At 73.5% G+C, this 13540-nt stretch carries 10 protein-coding genes; 4 read left to right on the top strand and 6 right to left on the bottom strand.

Annotated elements, in window-relative coordinates:
- Nucleotides 1-36 precede the first annotated feature (36 nt).
- Nucleotides 37-1062 (bottom strand): histone deacetylase family protein, encoded by a 1026-nt coding sequence (locus LXM90_RS15220; protein ID WP_020093321.1) that lies wholly within the window; start codon nt 1060-1062, stop codon nt 37-39.
- 31 nt (nt 1063-1093) lie between these two features.
- Nucleotides 1094-2545: an HD domain-containing phosphohydrolase gene (locus tag LXM90_RS15215; RefSeq protein WP_020093320.1), complete on the bottom strand. Its 1452-nt coding sequence runs from the start codon at nt 2543-2545 to the stop codon at nt 1094-1096.
- Between the two features lie 454 nt (nt 2546-2999).
- Between LXM90_RS15215 and LXM90_RS15210 the strand changes: the two genes are divergently transcribed.
- Nucleotides 3000-3884, top strand: coding sequence for a LysR substrate-binding domain-containing protein (locus LXM90_RS15210; RefSeq protein WP_020093319.1), 885 nt, complete (start codon nt 3000-3002; stop codon nt 3882-3884).
- A gap of 42 nt (nt 3885-3926) precedes the next feature.
- On the opposite strand, the gene LXM90_RS15205 is transcribed toward LXM90_RS15210, so the two are convergent.
- Nucleotides 3927-4214 (bottom strand): hypothetical protein, encoded by a 288-nt coding sequence (locus LXM90_RS15205; RefSeq protein ID WP_020093318.1) that lies wholly within the window; start codon nt 4212-4214, stop codon nt 3927-3929.
- Nucleotides 4215-4331: 117 nt separating this feature from the next.
- On the bottom strand, nt 4332-4766 hold the full coding sequence (locus tag LXM90_RS15200) for a DUF1236 domain-containing protein (protein WP_020093317.1): 435 nt from the start codon (nt 4764-4766) through the stop codon (nt 4332-4334).
- A gap of 204 nt (nt 4767-4970) precedes the next feature.
- On the opposite strand from LXM90_RS15200, the gene LXM90_RS15195 reads away from it, so the two are divergent.
- Entirely contained in the window at nt 4971-6659 is a 1689-nt protein-coding gene (locus LXM90_RS15195) for a thiamine pyrophosphate-binding protein (protein WP_020093316.1), read from the top strand.
- 57 nt (nt 6660-6716) lie between these two features.
- Here the strand turns inward: LXM90_RS15195 and LXM90_RS15190 are convergent, their stop codons facing one another.
- On the bottom strand, nt 6717-8045 hold the full coding sequence (locus LXM90_RS15190) for an Nramp family divalent metal transporter (protein WP_020093315.1): 1329 nt from the start codon (nt 8043-8045) through the stop codon (nt 6717-6719).
- A gap of 173 nt (nt 8046-8218) precedes the next feature.
- On the opposite strand from LXM90_RS15190, the gene mntR reads away from it, so the two are divergent.
- Entirely contained in the window at nt 8219-8680 is a 462-nt protein-coding gene (mntR, locus tag LXM90_RS15185; protein WP_020093314.1) for a manganese-binding transcriptional regulator MntR, read from the top strand.
- Nucleotides 8681-8760: 80 nt separating this feature from the next.
- Here the strand turns inward: mntR and LXM90_RS15180 are convergent, their stop codons facing one another.
- The gene (locus LXM90_RS15180; protein WP_026604947.1) at nt 8761-9957 is read right to left on the bottom strand and encodes a zinc-binding metallopeptidase family protein; all 1197 of its coding nucleotides are present in this window, start codon (nt 9955-9957) and stop codon (nt 8761-8763) included.
- Between the two features lie 197 nt (nt 9958-10154).
- On the opposite strand from LXM90_RS15180, the gene LXM90_RS15175 reads away from it, so the two are divergent.
- Nucleotides 10155-13445, top strand: coding sequence for a DUF2126 domain-containing protein (locus LXM90_RS15175; protein WP_026604946.1), 3291 nt, complete (start codon nt 10155-10157; stop codon nt 13443-13445).
- Nucleotides 13446-13540: the final 95 nt, after the last annotated feature.

Below are 13540 nucleotides of genomic sequence, written 5' to 3'. Positions count from 1 at the left end.
GCATCACGCCTTCACATCGCGCCCGCGCCGCGCGGCTCAGCGCGCGGCGTCGAAGCCGGCGAGGAAGGCCGCGAGGTTGTCCGGCAGGGCCGCGCAGAGGTAGCCGCCCTCCTGGACCAGCGCCGTGGGCAGCCCGGCCCGGGCGATCCGCTCCGCCGCCCCGACGAAGCCCCCCCGGGAGACCGCGAGGGCGCCGATCGGGTCGTCCGCGGCGGCGTCGAGGCCGAGCGCCACCACGAGCGCCCGGGGCCGGTGCACGGCGATCGCCGCGAGGCCCGCCTCGACGGCCTCGAGCCAGGGCGCGTCCCCCGAGCCCGGCGGCAGCGGCAGGTTGCGGTTGAACCCCGCCCCCGCCCCGGCGCCGGTCTCGTCGGCGTAGCCGGCGAAGAACGGGAAGTAGTCGGACGGGTCGGCGTGGACCGAGACGGTCAGCACGTCGGCGCGGGCGTAGAAGATCCCCTGCGTGCCGTTGCCGTGATGGACGTCGATGTCGAGGATCGCCACCGGGCCGCCGGTCGCGGCGCGCATCCGCTCGGCCGCGATGGCGCTGTTGTTGAGGAAGCAGAAGCCGCCGGCGGAATCCGCGTAGGCGTGGTGGCCGGGCGGGCGGCACAGGGCGTAGGCGTGCCCCGCCGCCAGCGCAGCGTCGGCGGCCGCGACCGCGCACTGCGCCGATCCGTAGACCGCCGCCCAGGTGCCGGCGCGGATCGGCGTCGAGGTGTCGGCGGTGTAGAGGCCCAGGCGCCCGAGGAGGCCGGCGGGCTTCCGGTGCATCTGCGGCCGGGCGAAGGCCCCGGTCAGGATCTCGTCGCCGATGCCGGGGATCGCGTCCCGGCGCGCCCAGGCCTCGGCCAGGAACGCCACGTAGTCGGGATCGTGCACCGCCCGGATCGGGTCGAGGCCGTGATCGGCCGGCTCGGCGAGGTCGTGTCCGCCCCGGACGGCCGCGTCCCGCAGGATCGCGTAGCGGGCCGCCTGCTCGGGATGCGGGATCGGCGCGCCGCGGCGCATGTAGCGCTCGGGATCGTGCCGGCTCGAATCGGGCGTGTGGACGATGCGCATGCCGGCAGGTTAGGGCCCGCCGGGCCGCGCGTCATCCGCCCGGGACGGCCTCGCGGGGCGCGCCCGCATGGGATGCACCCGCATGGGACGCGCCCGGATGGGACGGGCTCAGATGAGGTAGACGGTGCCGTCCGCGCGGAAGACCTTCGGGCAGTTCGCCCCGTCCACGAGGCGCTGGGCATCCTCCAGGGAGATCCCGTGCGCCAGGGCGATCTCCGGCAGCGTCTTCCAGGTCGGGGTCATGGTCCGGCTCCGTCCGTGATCCGTGCGGGTCGGGGATCAACGGCGCAAACGTCTCCGGGTTCGCCGACAGGGCCGATGACGGCTCCAAGATCCTGTCGAGGGTGTCGGCGCGCCACCCCGTCGGGTCGGGCGCGGCGGGGGCGACCTCGCGCAGGAGGGTCGGGACCCGGGCCCAGGGTTCCGTGACCGGCCCGGCGCTCGGCCGCATGCCCGCCCGGGTCCGCCCGCCGGCGACGCGGATGTCCGGGAAGCGCGCGCAGAACGCCGCCACGCAGTCGGGGTCGAAATGGCGGCCGCTCTCGGCGCGGATGCAGTCCAGGGCCGCCTCGAAGGGCATCGCGTCCTTGTAGGGCCGCGCCGTGGTCAGGGCGTCGAACACGTCCGCCACCGCGACGATCCGGGCCGAGAGGGGAATGGCGGCGCCGGCGAGCCCGTGCGGGTAGCCGCCGCCGTCCCACTTCTCGTGGTGGAACTCGGCGATCTCCGCGGCCAGCCGGATCAGCTCGGAGGCGCTCCCGCCCAGGATGCGCCGGCCGATCGCGGGGTGCGTCTTGACGAGGTCGAACTCGTCCCGGTCGAGCCGGCCGGGCTTCAGCAGGACGCCGTCCGGGATGCCGACCTTGCCGACATCGTGCAGCGGCGCCGCGAGGTAGAGGTTGCGGCAGATCTCCGGCGCCAGCCCGAGCCCCTCGGCCACGATCTGGCTGTAGCGGGCCACCCGCCACGTGTGATCGCCGGTGTCGTTGTCGCGGTACTCGACCGCCAGGGCGAGCCGGAAGATGATCTCCTCCTCGCGCTCGCGCATGTGGCGCAGGGCGGCCTCCACCTCGCCGTCGAGCCAAGCGGCCTGCTCGGCCAGCCGCCGCACCGCCCGGGCGAGCCGGATCAGGTTGCGCAGGCGGACGGTGAGCTCGACGCCCTGCATGGACTTGTCGAGGAAATCGGTCGCCCCGGCCTCCAGGGCGGCGAGCCGCACCGCGTCCGAGATGTCGCTGGTGACCATCACGATGGGCACCTGGGCGTAGTGCGGGATGGTCCGCATCTGCCGGATGAAGGCGATCCCGTCGATGTCGGGCATGTGGCAGTCGACCAGGACGAGGTCGAAGGCCCGCGTCCGCGCCTCGACCATGGCGGCGACCGGGTCGCCGTGATCGGTGACGGACACGTCGGGCTTGGCCTCCAGCAGCAGGCGCAGCCGCATCCGCATGGTGGCGCTGTCGTCGACGAGGAGCGCGTCCATCAGCGGCTCCCGGGCCGGCGCAGGCGATCCCGGGGCGGCCGCCGGACCGGGTATGTCGACACAGGAACCATCGCCGCGACGCCTCGCAAGACTGTCGAGCAGCATTGAAGGATGCGGCATTAACGGGCGGTAAATCGTCGTTCTCGGCTATATTGAGGATATTTACTTTACTCGGAGCCTTGGCGGGTGCGAATTCGGGTCTTCGTTTGTCGGAGACCGGTGGGGCCGCGGCGATCGACCCGCGGAGAGTTGGCTTCGCCCGCTCCGGGGCGACTGAAGGATCGGCGTGTCTGTAACCGGGATCGCCGCGGCGGCCCCGGCGCGGCCCCGGCGCGGCCCCGGGATGGCGGGGTTGACGCGGTCGCCAAGCCCCCCGACGGAGACGCGGATCAGGACGGGTCCCGGGCGGCCCGGGACGCGCCGGCCGGACGGCGCGGCGGGAGGCGCCTTCGCGATGATGCGGTTCGATCTCGTCGATCTCGGCCTGTTCCGGCACGTGGTCGAGGCCGGCTCGATCACCCACGGGGCCGCGCGGGCGAACCTCGCCCTGGCGGCCGCCTCGACGCGGATCCGGCTGATGGAGGACTCCCTCGGCGCCGCCCTGCTGACCCGGGGCCGGCAGGGCGTCAGCCCGACCCCGGCCGGGCGCGCGCTCCTCGTCCATGCCCGGGAGGTCCTGGCCGGGGTGGAGCGCCTGCGCGAGGAGATGGCGGCCTTCTCGGGGAGCGCCTTCGGGCAGATCCGGGTGCTGGCCAACACCAACGCGCTCACCGAATTCCTGCCGGAGGCGCTCTCGGCCTTCCTGGCCGATCACCCCGGGATCGGCGTCGAGATCGACGAGCGCACCTCCGAGGAGATCGTCGGGCTGGTGGCCGAGGGGGCGGCCGATCTCGGCATCCTGTCCGGCACGGTGGATACCGGCTCGCTGCAGACCTTCCCGTTCCGGGAGGACCGGTTCGTGCTGGTGGCGGCCCGGGACCATCCCCTGGCCGCGCGCGGGACGATCCCGTTCGCCGAGGTGCTCGGCCACGACCTCGTCGGCCTCGACCGGCGCAGCGCCATCAGCCGCTTCCTCGTCGCCCAGGCGGTGCGCGAGGGGCGTCCGATGCGCCTGCGGGTCCAGCTCCGGGACTTCGACGCCGTCTGCCGTCTCGTCGAGGCGCGGGTCGGGCTGGCGATCCTGCCCGAGAGCGCCGCCGCCCGCGCCGCGCAGGGCCTCGCCCTCGCGGTGGTGCCCCTCGCCGACGCCTGGGCGCGGCGCGACCTGACCCTGTGCCTGCGCGACCTCGACGGGTTGCCGCCGTTCATCCGGGCCTTCGTGGCGGAGCTGCGCGCCTGAGCGGAACCCGCCCCGCCGCGGACGGGCCCGCGCGCGGCGACGTCAGCGCCACCGCTCGTCCGTGCAGGCCAGCAGGTAGACGACGTGCATGCAGCGCGCCTGGGCGGCCTGCGAGGGCGCGTCGCCCATGCAGGCGCGCATCCCGACGGAGAGCAGGTCGCGATCGACGTCCTGATTGCGCGCGCAGGTGAAGATCGGCTGGAAACCCTCGAACCGGCTCACCTGCCAGAAGATGACCATGACCGCGAGCAGGCAGAAGGTGCAGACCAGGATCCGGCTGTCGTAGAACCAGTGCCGCCGTCCGGCATCCGCGGCGTCGCGCGCGCTCATCCCGTCACCAGGCCCGTCACCGGGAGCGCCGATGGGAGCACCGCCCGGATCCCCACCCTTCTCGGCATCGGCTCGCCCTCTCCCTCGCGCCGGATCCCCGGCCGGCCGCCCGGGCCGTCAGTCGATCACCTCCACGATCCGGCGCGACCGCGGGTCGACGAGGACCGGGTGGTCGTTGACGATCGTGTAGCTGTAATCCGGCAGGGCGAACTCCCGCGGGACATCGTAGTACACGATGCCGTCCTCCGGGAGCACCGTACCGACTCGCACGGGTCCCGCGAGCGCGATGGAGGGGCGGCGCTCGCCGCGGGCGTAGATGCGGAACCGCTCCCGCCGGTCGACGCCGAGGATGCCGTTGGCGGTGCCCACGGCCGCACCGATCGCGCCGCCGACGATCGCCCCGAGGGGACCCGCCATCTCCTCGCCGCGCGAGGCGCCCTCCTGGGCCCCGCGCTCGAGCCCCTGCGCCCGCGCGTCCGCGGCGAGGCCCAGGAGGGCTGTCGGGGGAGCCACCAGGGTGGCGAGGAGCGCGAGGGACGCCGCGATCCGCATGATGTTCGTCCTGGTCGGTGGCGTGGATCGGCAGGCCTGCGCCCGGGGGCGCGGGCGCGTCCCGGTCGGAGGCTACGCCGAAATGCCTGCCGATCGGTTGCCGATCGGTCGCCGCCCGGCGCGGGGCGGCGTGGGGCGGCGCCGGCATTGCCCCGGTCCGCCCATGGGGTAGCCTCCGGCTGATTCCGTCGGAGAGGACAGGGCATGCCGATCGAGACCGTGGAGACCGCCGGCCGCCGCCGGGGCGCCGACCTCCTGGTGGAGGTGCTGCGCTCGGAGGGTGTGCGCTACATCTTCGGCAATCCCGGCACCACCGAGTTGCCGCTCATCGACGCGCTCACCGAGGCGCCGGACATCGCCTACATCCTCGCCCTGCAGGAGGCGACCGCCGTGGCGATGGCGGACGGCTACGCGCAGGGCGCCCGCCGGCCCGCCTTCCTCAACCTGCACACGGCGGGCGGCCTCGGCCACGCCATGGGCGGGCTGGTGAATTCCCAGGTCTCCGGCACGCCGCTGGTGGTCACCGCCGGGCAGCAGGATCTCCGCCACGCCCTGACCGACCCGCTGCTGATGGGCGACCTCGTCGCCATCGCCGACCCGGTGATGAAGTGGGCCCGCGAGGTGACGAGCCCGGACCAGATCCCGATCCTGCTGCGCCGGGCCTTCCACGACGCGGGGGCCGCCCCCTCCGGGCCGGTCTTCCTGTCCCTGCCCATGGACGTGATGGAGGCGCTGTCGGCGGTGCCGGCCGGCGAGACCTCGACCATCGACCAGCGGGCCGTGGCGGGCTCCCTCGACCGCCTCGCGGAGAAGCTCGCCGCCATCGCGCCGGGCCGCCTCGCGCTGATCGCGGGCGACGAGATCGACGCCTCGGACGCCTCGGCGCAGATGGTGGCGCTCGCCGACCTGCTGGCGGCGCCGGTCTACGGCTCGTCCTGGCCGGCCCACATCCCCTTCCCCACCGCGCACCCGCTCTGGGCCGGGAACCTGCCGACCCGGGCCGACGCCATCGCCGACATCCTCGGGCGCTACGACGCGGTGTTCGCGCTCGGCGGCAAGTCGCTGATCACTGTGCTCTACTCGGAGGTCTCGGCGGTGCCGCCGGGGGTGCAGGTGTTCCAGCTCTCGGCGGACGTGCGCGACCTCGGGCGCACCTACGCCACCTGCCTGTCGACGGTGGGCGACATCCGCGCCTCCCTCGACGCCCTGCTGCCGCTGCTCGCGCCCCGCCTCGCCGACCGGGCCGACGCCTTCGCGGGCCTGCGCGCCGGGGCGGTGACCGCCCGGGCCGAGCGCCGGGCGAAGCTCGCCGCCGCCGCCGACGCGGCCTTCGAGGATCCGGTGATCGCGCCGCTGGTCGCCGCCCGGGAGGTCGCTCGCGCGGTCGGGGCCGAGACCACCATCGTGGACGAGGCGCCCGCGACGCTCACCCACCTGCGCACCTTCCTCGACAGCCCCTCCGCGCACCAGTACGCGGCGATGCGCGGCGGCGTGCTCGGCTGGGGTATGCCGGCCGCGGTGGGTTTCTCTTTGGGACTTGATCGTGCGCCTGTCGTTTGTGTCGTGGGCGACGGCGCCGCGCTATACTCGCCGCAGGCCCTGTGGACCGCCGCGCACGAAAAGCTGCCGGTCACCTTCGTGGTGATCAACAACGCCGAGTACAACATCCTCAAGACCTTCATGAAGGGCCAGGCGCACTACGCCTCGGTGCGCGCCAACCGCTTCATCGCCATGGACCTCACCGACCCACGGATCGACTTCCCGGCGCTGGCCGCCTCGATGGGCGTGCCCGCCCGGCGGGTGACCCGGGCGGCCGACATCGCCCCGGCGATCGAGGCCGGGATCCGCTCGGGGGGCGCCAACCTCGTGGAGGTGGTGGTGCGGGCGACCTGAGCGGGGCCGTCGGCGGGGCTGTCGGCAGGGCTGCCGGTGGATCTGCCGGCGGGGCTCTCACTCCAGTCCCGGCACCGGCACCCCGAAGGCGACCGCCAGCAGCACCATGTTGAGGGCGAGCACCAGGGCGGCCCCCGCCACGGCGGCGGCCTGGGTGAGCGGGCCGTTGGCGAAGGGCCCCATCACGCTGCGGCGCCGGGTGAACACCACCAGGGCCACCATCGGCACCGGCAGGGCGAGTGACAGCACCACCTGCGACAGGACCAGCGCCTGCGTCGGGTCGACGCCGATCGCCACCACCGCGAAGGCCGGCAGCATGGTCACGAGCCGGCGGACGAGGAGCGGGATGCGCCAGCCGGTGAAGCCCTGCATCACCAATTGCCCGGCGAGCGTGCCCACCACCGAGGAGGAGATCCCGGAGGCGAGCAGCGACACCAGGAAGGCCGCCCCCGCGGCGGGCCCGAGGAGCGGCGTCAGGGTGCGGTAGGCCTCGCCGATCTCCGCCACCTCGCTGTGGCCGACGTGGAAGGCCGCCGCCGCCATGATCACCATCGCCATGTTGACGAGGCCCGCCAGCAGCAGCGCCACCACCACCTCGCGGTTCGAGTAGCGGACCAGCAGGCGCCGGTCGGCCTCGGTGCGGGGATTGCCCCGGCCCTGGGTCAGGCCCGAATGCAGGAACAGCGCGTGCGGCATCACGGTGGCGCCGATGATCCCGACCGCGATGGTGAGCGCCTGCGCGTCCGGGATCCGCGGGGTGACGAGGCCCTTGGCGGCCTCGCCCCAGGCCACGGGCGCGATCAGGAGCTCGACCGCGTAGCAGAGGCCGATCGTGCCGACCATCGCGCCGATGGCGATCTCCAGCGGCCGGAAGCCCTCGTGCTCCAGGAGCAGGATCGCGTAGGTGACCACCGCGGTGATCGCCATGCCAGCCATGAGCGGCATGCCGGTGAGCAGCGACAGGCCGATCGCGCCGCCGAGGAACTCCGCGAGGTCGGTCGCCATGGCGGCGACCTCGCTGATGCCCCACAGGGCGAGGCGCACCGGCCGCGTCGTCGCGTCCCGGCAGTGCTCGGCGAGGTTCTTGCCCGTGACGATGCCGAGCTTGGCCGACAGGGCCTGGAACAGCATCGCCGTCAGGTTCGCGAGCAGCACCACCCAGAGCAGGCCGTAGCCGTAGCGGGCGCCGGCCTGGATGTTGGTCGCGAAATTGCCCGGGTCCATGTAGGCGATCGACGCCGTCACGGCGGGGCCGGCGAACAGCAGGAACCGGGCCCGGCCGCCGGGACGGCCGTCGAGGACGTCGCGGATGGCGCCCTCGGTCCGCCGGCTCATCGCCCCGGGCGCGGCGCGCCCGGGGGCCGTCGCGGCGTTCGGCGCCACCATGCTCGAACCCTCTCCTCAAAGATATAGCGGAGGCTATATTCAGGGTTCGCGGCCAGGATTCAAGGGGCTGGCAGCGGCCGCCGGTATCGGCCCCGCGGGACTCCCCTCGAGGTGGCGGTGTTTGCTAGACAGGGGTCGGGGCGGCCCGCGCGGACCGCGGTGGGGGAGAGCCGATGCAGGAACCGTCCGAGCCGGGCTCGCCCGAGACCGCGCTGGTCGATCCCGAGCGCCACGTGGAGAGCTTCCGCCAGGCCCGCGAGGCCCGGCGCTCGGAACTCGTGGAGGATTACGTCGAGCTGATCGACGACCTGATCGGCGACGGCGGCGAGGCGCGGCAGGTGGACATCGCGGCCCGGCTCGGCGTGGCGCAGCCGACCGTCGCCAAGATGCTGAAGCGCCTGTGCGAGGACGGGTTCGTCCAGCAGCGGCCCTATCGCGGCGTGTTCCTGACCGAGGCCGGCCGCCGGCTCGCCGCCCAGGCCCGGGAGCGCCACCGCATCGTCGAGCGCTTCCTGTGCGCGCTGGGGGTGAGCCCCGAGACCGCGCGGCGGGACGCGGAGGGGATCGAGCACCACGTCAGCGCCGAGACGCTCGCGGCGTTCCGCGCCTTCGCGGAGCGGCACGGGGGGGCGTGAGGCGCCCCTCCGACCGTCATCGCCTCGCGCCGCTCGCGGAGACGCTCGCAGAGACGTTGTGTCTGCCGCGACCGACACCCTCACGCCGTCGGCGCCGCCACCTTCTGGCGCAGGCCCAGGATCACCGCGCGGAGCATCTCGGCGCCCGCCGCGCCGGCATCCGGCAGGGTGCCGGTGCGGGAGGCGTAGACCCGCTCGTGCACGAAGGCGAGCTTGGCGATCACCGCGGGCGTCAGCTTGAACGGGTAGAGCGCCGGCTGGCCCATGCTGTGGGACAGCGAGTTGATCGCGTAGGTGAGCGGCAGCCACGCGGCGATCAGCCGGTCGAGGTCGGCCGTGTTGTACGGGTCGAAGTCGATCACGGTCGGCGCCTGCGGCCCGGAAGGCCCCCGCTGGCGCAGGCGCGGGCGCACGTGCAGCTCGAAGGTCGAGGCGGTCTCCACCGTGTCGACGATGTGCAGGTAGTGCGCGAAGGTCTCGGCGAAATCCTCCCACGGATGGGCCGTGGCGTAGGCCGAGACGTAGGCCTCGTCCCAGTCGGCGGGGGCGCCCCTCGCGTAGTGGTCCTGCAGCGCCTGGACGTAGTCGCGGCGCTCGTCGCCGAACAGCGCCCGGAAGGCGTCCCAGTCGGGGCTGTTCAGCACCAGCAGGTACCAGAAGTAATGCCCGATCTCGTGCCGGAAATGGCCGAGCAGCGTGCGGTAATGCTCGCCGAACAGGATCCGGCGGCGCTCCCGCTCGACGTCGTCGGCCTCGGCGATGTTCATGGTGATCAGGCCGTTGATGTGGCCCGTCAGCACCGGCGGCCCGCCGGAGACGCTCTCGGACGGGTCGACCAGGAAGTCGAAGGCCAGCCCGTCCGTGTACTGGGCGCGGGTGGCGAGCGGCAGTTCCAGGCGCAGCAGCGAGTAGAACAGCCGGTGCTTGGCCGCCTCGATCTGGCGCCAGCGGGCGAGGTTCCAGGGCTGCGACAGGTCCGGCACCACGCGGTTGTGGCGGCAGGCGGTGCAGTAGATGTCGGGGCTGTCCTCCGGCACCAGCCAGTTGCAGGCCTGCGCGAGGGCGTTGTTGCACAGCCGGTAGCGCCGGCCGGGATCCGCGTAGGCGTGGAAGATCTGCGCGCCGCCCATCAGCGGGTGGGCCGAGAGCCCCTGCGGCTCCAGCGCCGAGACCTCGTGGACCGCGCAGGCGTAGCCCAGCGGCCGCGCGCAGCTCTCGCAGGCGGTCGCCTCGAAGGTGACCGGCTGGTCGCAGGCCTGGCACTGGAAGATCTTCATCGCGCGGTCCCGGGCCGGCGGCCGGCCCACCTGCCGGTCAAGCGGGGCCGGGCGGCAAAGTTCCTGCCAGCGGCCCGGACGGCCGGGCGACGCACGGAAATTGCTTGTTGCGCGATCCGTGTCGCATAACCGTGCGGTGGGCGCCGGCGCCAGGGACCGGCAGCGCGACCGCGTTCGATCCTTTCGACGGAGCCATCGTGTCGATCAGAGCCGCCCTGCACCACGTCACGCATTACCGCTACGACCGGCCGATCAGCCTGGGGCCCCAGGTGATCCGCCTGCGCCCGGCCCCCCACGCCCGTACCAAGGTCCCGGCCTACGCGCTCACGGTGACGCCCGCCAACCACTTCCTGAACTGGCAACAGGATCCGAGCGGCAACTGGCTCGCCCGCTTGGTCTTCCCCGAGAAGACCGACGAGCTGAGGATCGAGGTCGACCTCACGGCCGACATGGCGGTGATCAACCCGTTCGACTTCTTCGTGGAGGACTACGCTCAGGTCCGGCCCTTCGCGTACGACCCCGCCCTCGCCGGGGAGCTGGCCCCGTATCTCACGCCCGTCGACGCGGATTGTCCCGAGATGGAGGCGCTGCTGGCCCGTCTCCCGGAGGAGACCAGCACGGTCCAGTTCCTGGTGGCGCTGAACGGCCTGATCGCCCGGGAGACTGCCTACGGCGTCCGCATGGAGCCGGGCGTGCAGACCCCCGCCGAGACCCTGCGGCTGAAGAGCGGCTCCTGCCGCGACTCGGCGTGGCTGCTCGTGCAGGTGCTGCGCCGGATCGGCCTCGCCGCCCGGTTCGTCTCCGGCTACCTGATCCAGCTCGTGCCCGACACGACCGCGGTCGACGGGCCGACCGGCGCGTCGGCGGACTTCACCGACCTGCACGCCTGGGCCGAGGTCTACCTGCCGGGCGCCGGCTGGGTCGGCATGGACGCGACTTCGGGCCTGCTCACCGGCGAGGGCCACATCCCGCTCGCCGCGACGCCGCACTACCACTCCGCCGCGCCGATCTCGGGGGCGATGGAGCCGGCCGAGACCACCTTCGACTTCGCGATGACGATCACCCGCGTCGCCGAGACGCCGCGGATCACCAAGCCGTTCTCGGAGGACGTCTGGGCCGCCATGGACGCGCTGGGCGAGCGGGTCGACGCCGACCTCGCCGCGCAGGACGTGCGGCTGACCATGGGCGGCGAGCCGACCTTCGTGTCGGTGGACGATTTCGAATCGCCCGAGTGGAACATCGCGGCCGTCGGCCCGACCAAGCGCGGGCTCGCCGACCAACTGATCCGGCGCCTGCGCGACCGGTTCGGCCCGGGGGGGCTGCTCCATTACGGTCAGGGCAAGTGGTATCCCGGCGAGAGCCTGCCCCGCTGGGCCTTCGCGCTCTACTGGCGCAAGGACGGCAAGCCGATCTGGCGCGACCCGGACCTGATCGCGCCGGAGGTGGCCGCCGGGGAGGCGGGGCACGCCACCATCGCGCAGGCCGAGGCGCTCGCCGACGCGCTGGCCCGCCGCCTCGGCCTCGCCGACTACGTCTTCCCGGCCTTCGAGGACGGGGAGCTCTGGGAGCGGAAGACCGCGGCGCTGCCGGTCAACGTCACGCCGGCCGACGCCAAGTCGGGCTCGGTGGAGTTCGACGCCCGGATCAGGCGGGTCTACGCGCGGGGCCTCGGGGAGGCGGCCGGCTACGTCCTGCCGCTGGCGAGCCTGCCCACCGGCAAGGGCGGCGAGGCCGACCGCGTCTGGATCTCGGAGACGTGGGACTTCCGGCGCGGCGCCGCCTTCCTGGTGCCGGGGGACTCGCCCGTGGGCTTCCGCCTGCCGCTGTCGTCGCTGCCCTACGTGCCGCCGGAGCACTATCCCTATTACCAGCCGCAGGACCCGCTGGAGCCCCGCGCCGCCCTCCCCGACGGGCACCCCGAGGGCCATCCCGGCGCCGCTGTGGTCAACGGCTCCGGCATCACCGGCGTGGCGGTGCGCACGGCCCTGTCGTTCGAGCCCCGGGACGGGGTGGTGCGGGTGTTCATGCCGCCGGTGCAGCGCGCCGACGAGTATCTGGAACTCGCGGGCCACCTGGAGGCGGCCGCCGCCGCGCTGAAGCTGCCGATCCACCTCGAGGGCTACGAGCCGCCCTACGACCCGCGGATCGGCGTCATCAAGGTGACGCCCGATCCCGGCGTGATCGAGGTGAACGTCCACCCGGCCGCCTCGTGGCGGGAGGCGGTCGCCATCACCACCGACCTCTACGCCGAGGCCCGCCAGACCCGGCTCGGCGCGGAAAAGTTCATGACCGACGGGCGCCACACCGGCACCGGCGGCGGCAACCACGTGGTCATGGGCGGCGTCACGCCGGACGATTCCCCGTTCCTGCGCCGGCCCGACCTGCTCAAGAGCCTCGTGCTCTACTGGCAGCGCCACCCCGCGCTCTCGTACCTGTTCTCGGGCCTCTATATCGGGCCCACGAGCCAGGCGCCGCGCATGGACGAGGCCCGCCACGACGGGCTCTACGAGCTGGAGATCGCGCTGGCCCAGGTGCCGGCCCCGGACGCGCCCAACATCCCGCGCTGGCTCGTCGACCGGATCTTCCGCAACATCCTCGTCGACGTCACCGGCAACACCCACCGGGCCGAGATCTGCATCGACAAGCTCTACTCGCCGGACGGGCCGACCGGGCGCCTCGGCCTCCTGGAGTTCCGCGCCTTCGAGATGCCGCCGGACGCGCGGATGAGCCTCGCGCAGCAGCTCCTGCTCCGCGCCCTCGTGGCGTGGCTGTGGCGCGAGCCGCAGACCGGCGGCTGTGTCCGCTGGGGCACGAACCTCCACGATCGGTTCATGCTGCCGCATTTCCTCTGGTCCGACTTCCTCGCGGTGCTGGAGGATCTCCGGGCGGCGGGGTACGATTTCGATCCGGTCGCCTTCGAGGCGCAGGCCCTGTTCCGGTTCCCGGTCTTCGGCACGGTCGAGCAGGGCGGGGTCCGGATGGAACTCCGCCAGGCGCTGGAGCCCTGGCACGTGATGGGCGAGGAAGGGACCAGCGGGGGCACCGTGCGCTTCGTGGACAGCTCGGTCGAGCGGCTGCAGGTCAGGGTCGAGGGCTTCGTGCCCGAGCGGCACGTCATCGCCTGCAACGGCCGCCGCCTGCCCATGACCTCCACCGGCCGCGGCGGCGAGGCCGTGGCAGGCCTGCGCTTCAAGGCGTGGCAGCCGGCCTCCTCCCTGCATCCGACGATCCCCGCGCACTCGCCGCTGACCTTCGACATCCTCGACGCCTGGAGCGGCCGCTCCCTCGGCGGCTGCCGCTACCACGTCGCCCATCCGGGCGGGCGCAACTACGAGACCCACCCGGTCAACGCCTACGAGGCGGAGGGGCGGCGCCTCGCCCGGTTCCAGCCGAACGGCCACACGCCCGGCCGGCTGGAGATGCCCCGCCCGGAATCGAGCGCCGAGTTCCCGCTGACCCTCGACCTGCGGACGCCGGCCCCGCAATGACCCGCGATGTTCGGACATCCGGGGCGGACACCGGCGCGGTCGACAGAGCGCGACGCGCCCCCGCCCCCGCCCCCGCTCCCGTGCGGGAGAGGGAC

The organism is Methylobacterium oryzae, assembly GCF_021398735.1.
Lineage (GTDB): Bacteria > Pseudomonadota > Alphaproteobacteria > Rhizobiales > Beijerinckiaceae > Methylobacterium.
This window is presented reverse-complemented; position numbering and strand designations above follow the sequence as displayed.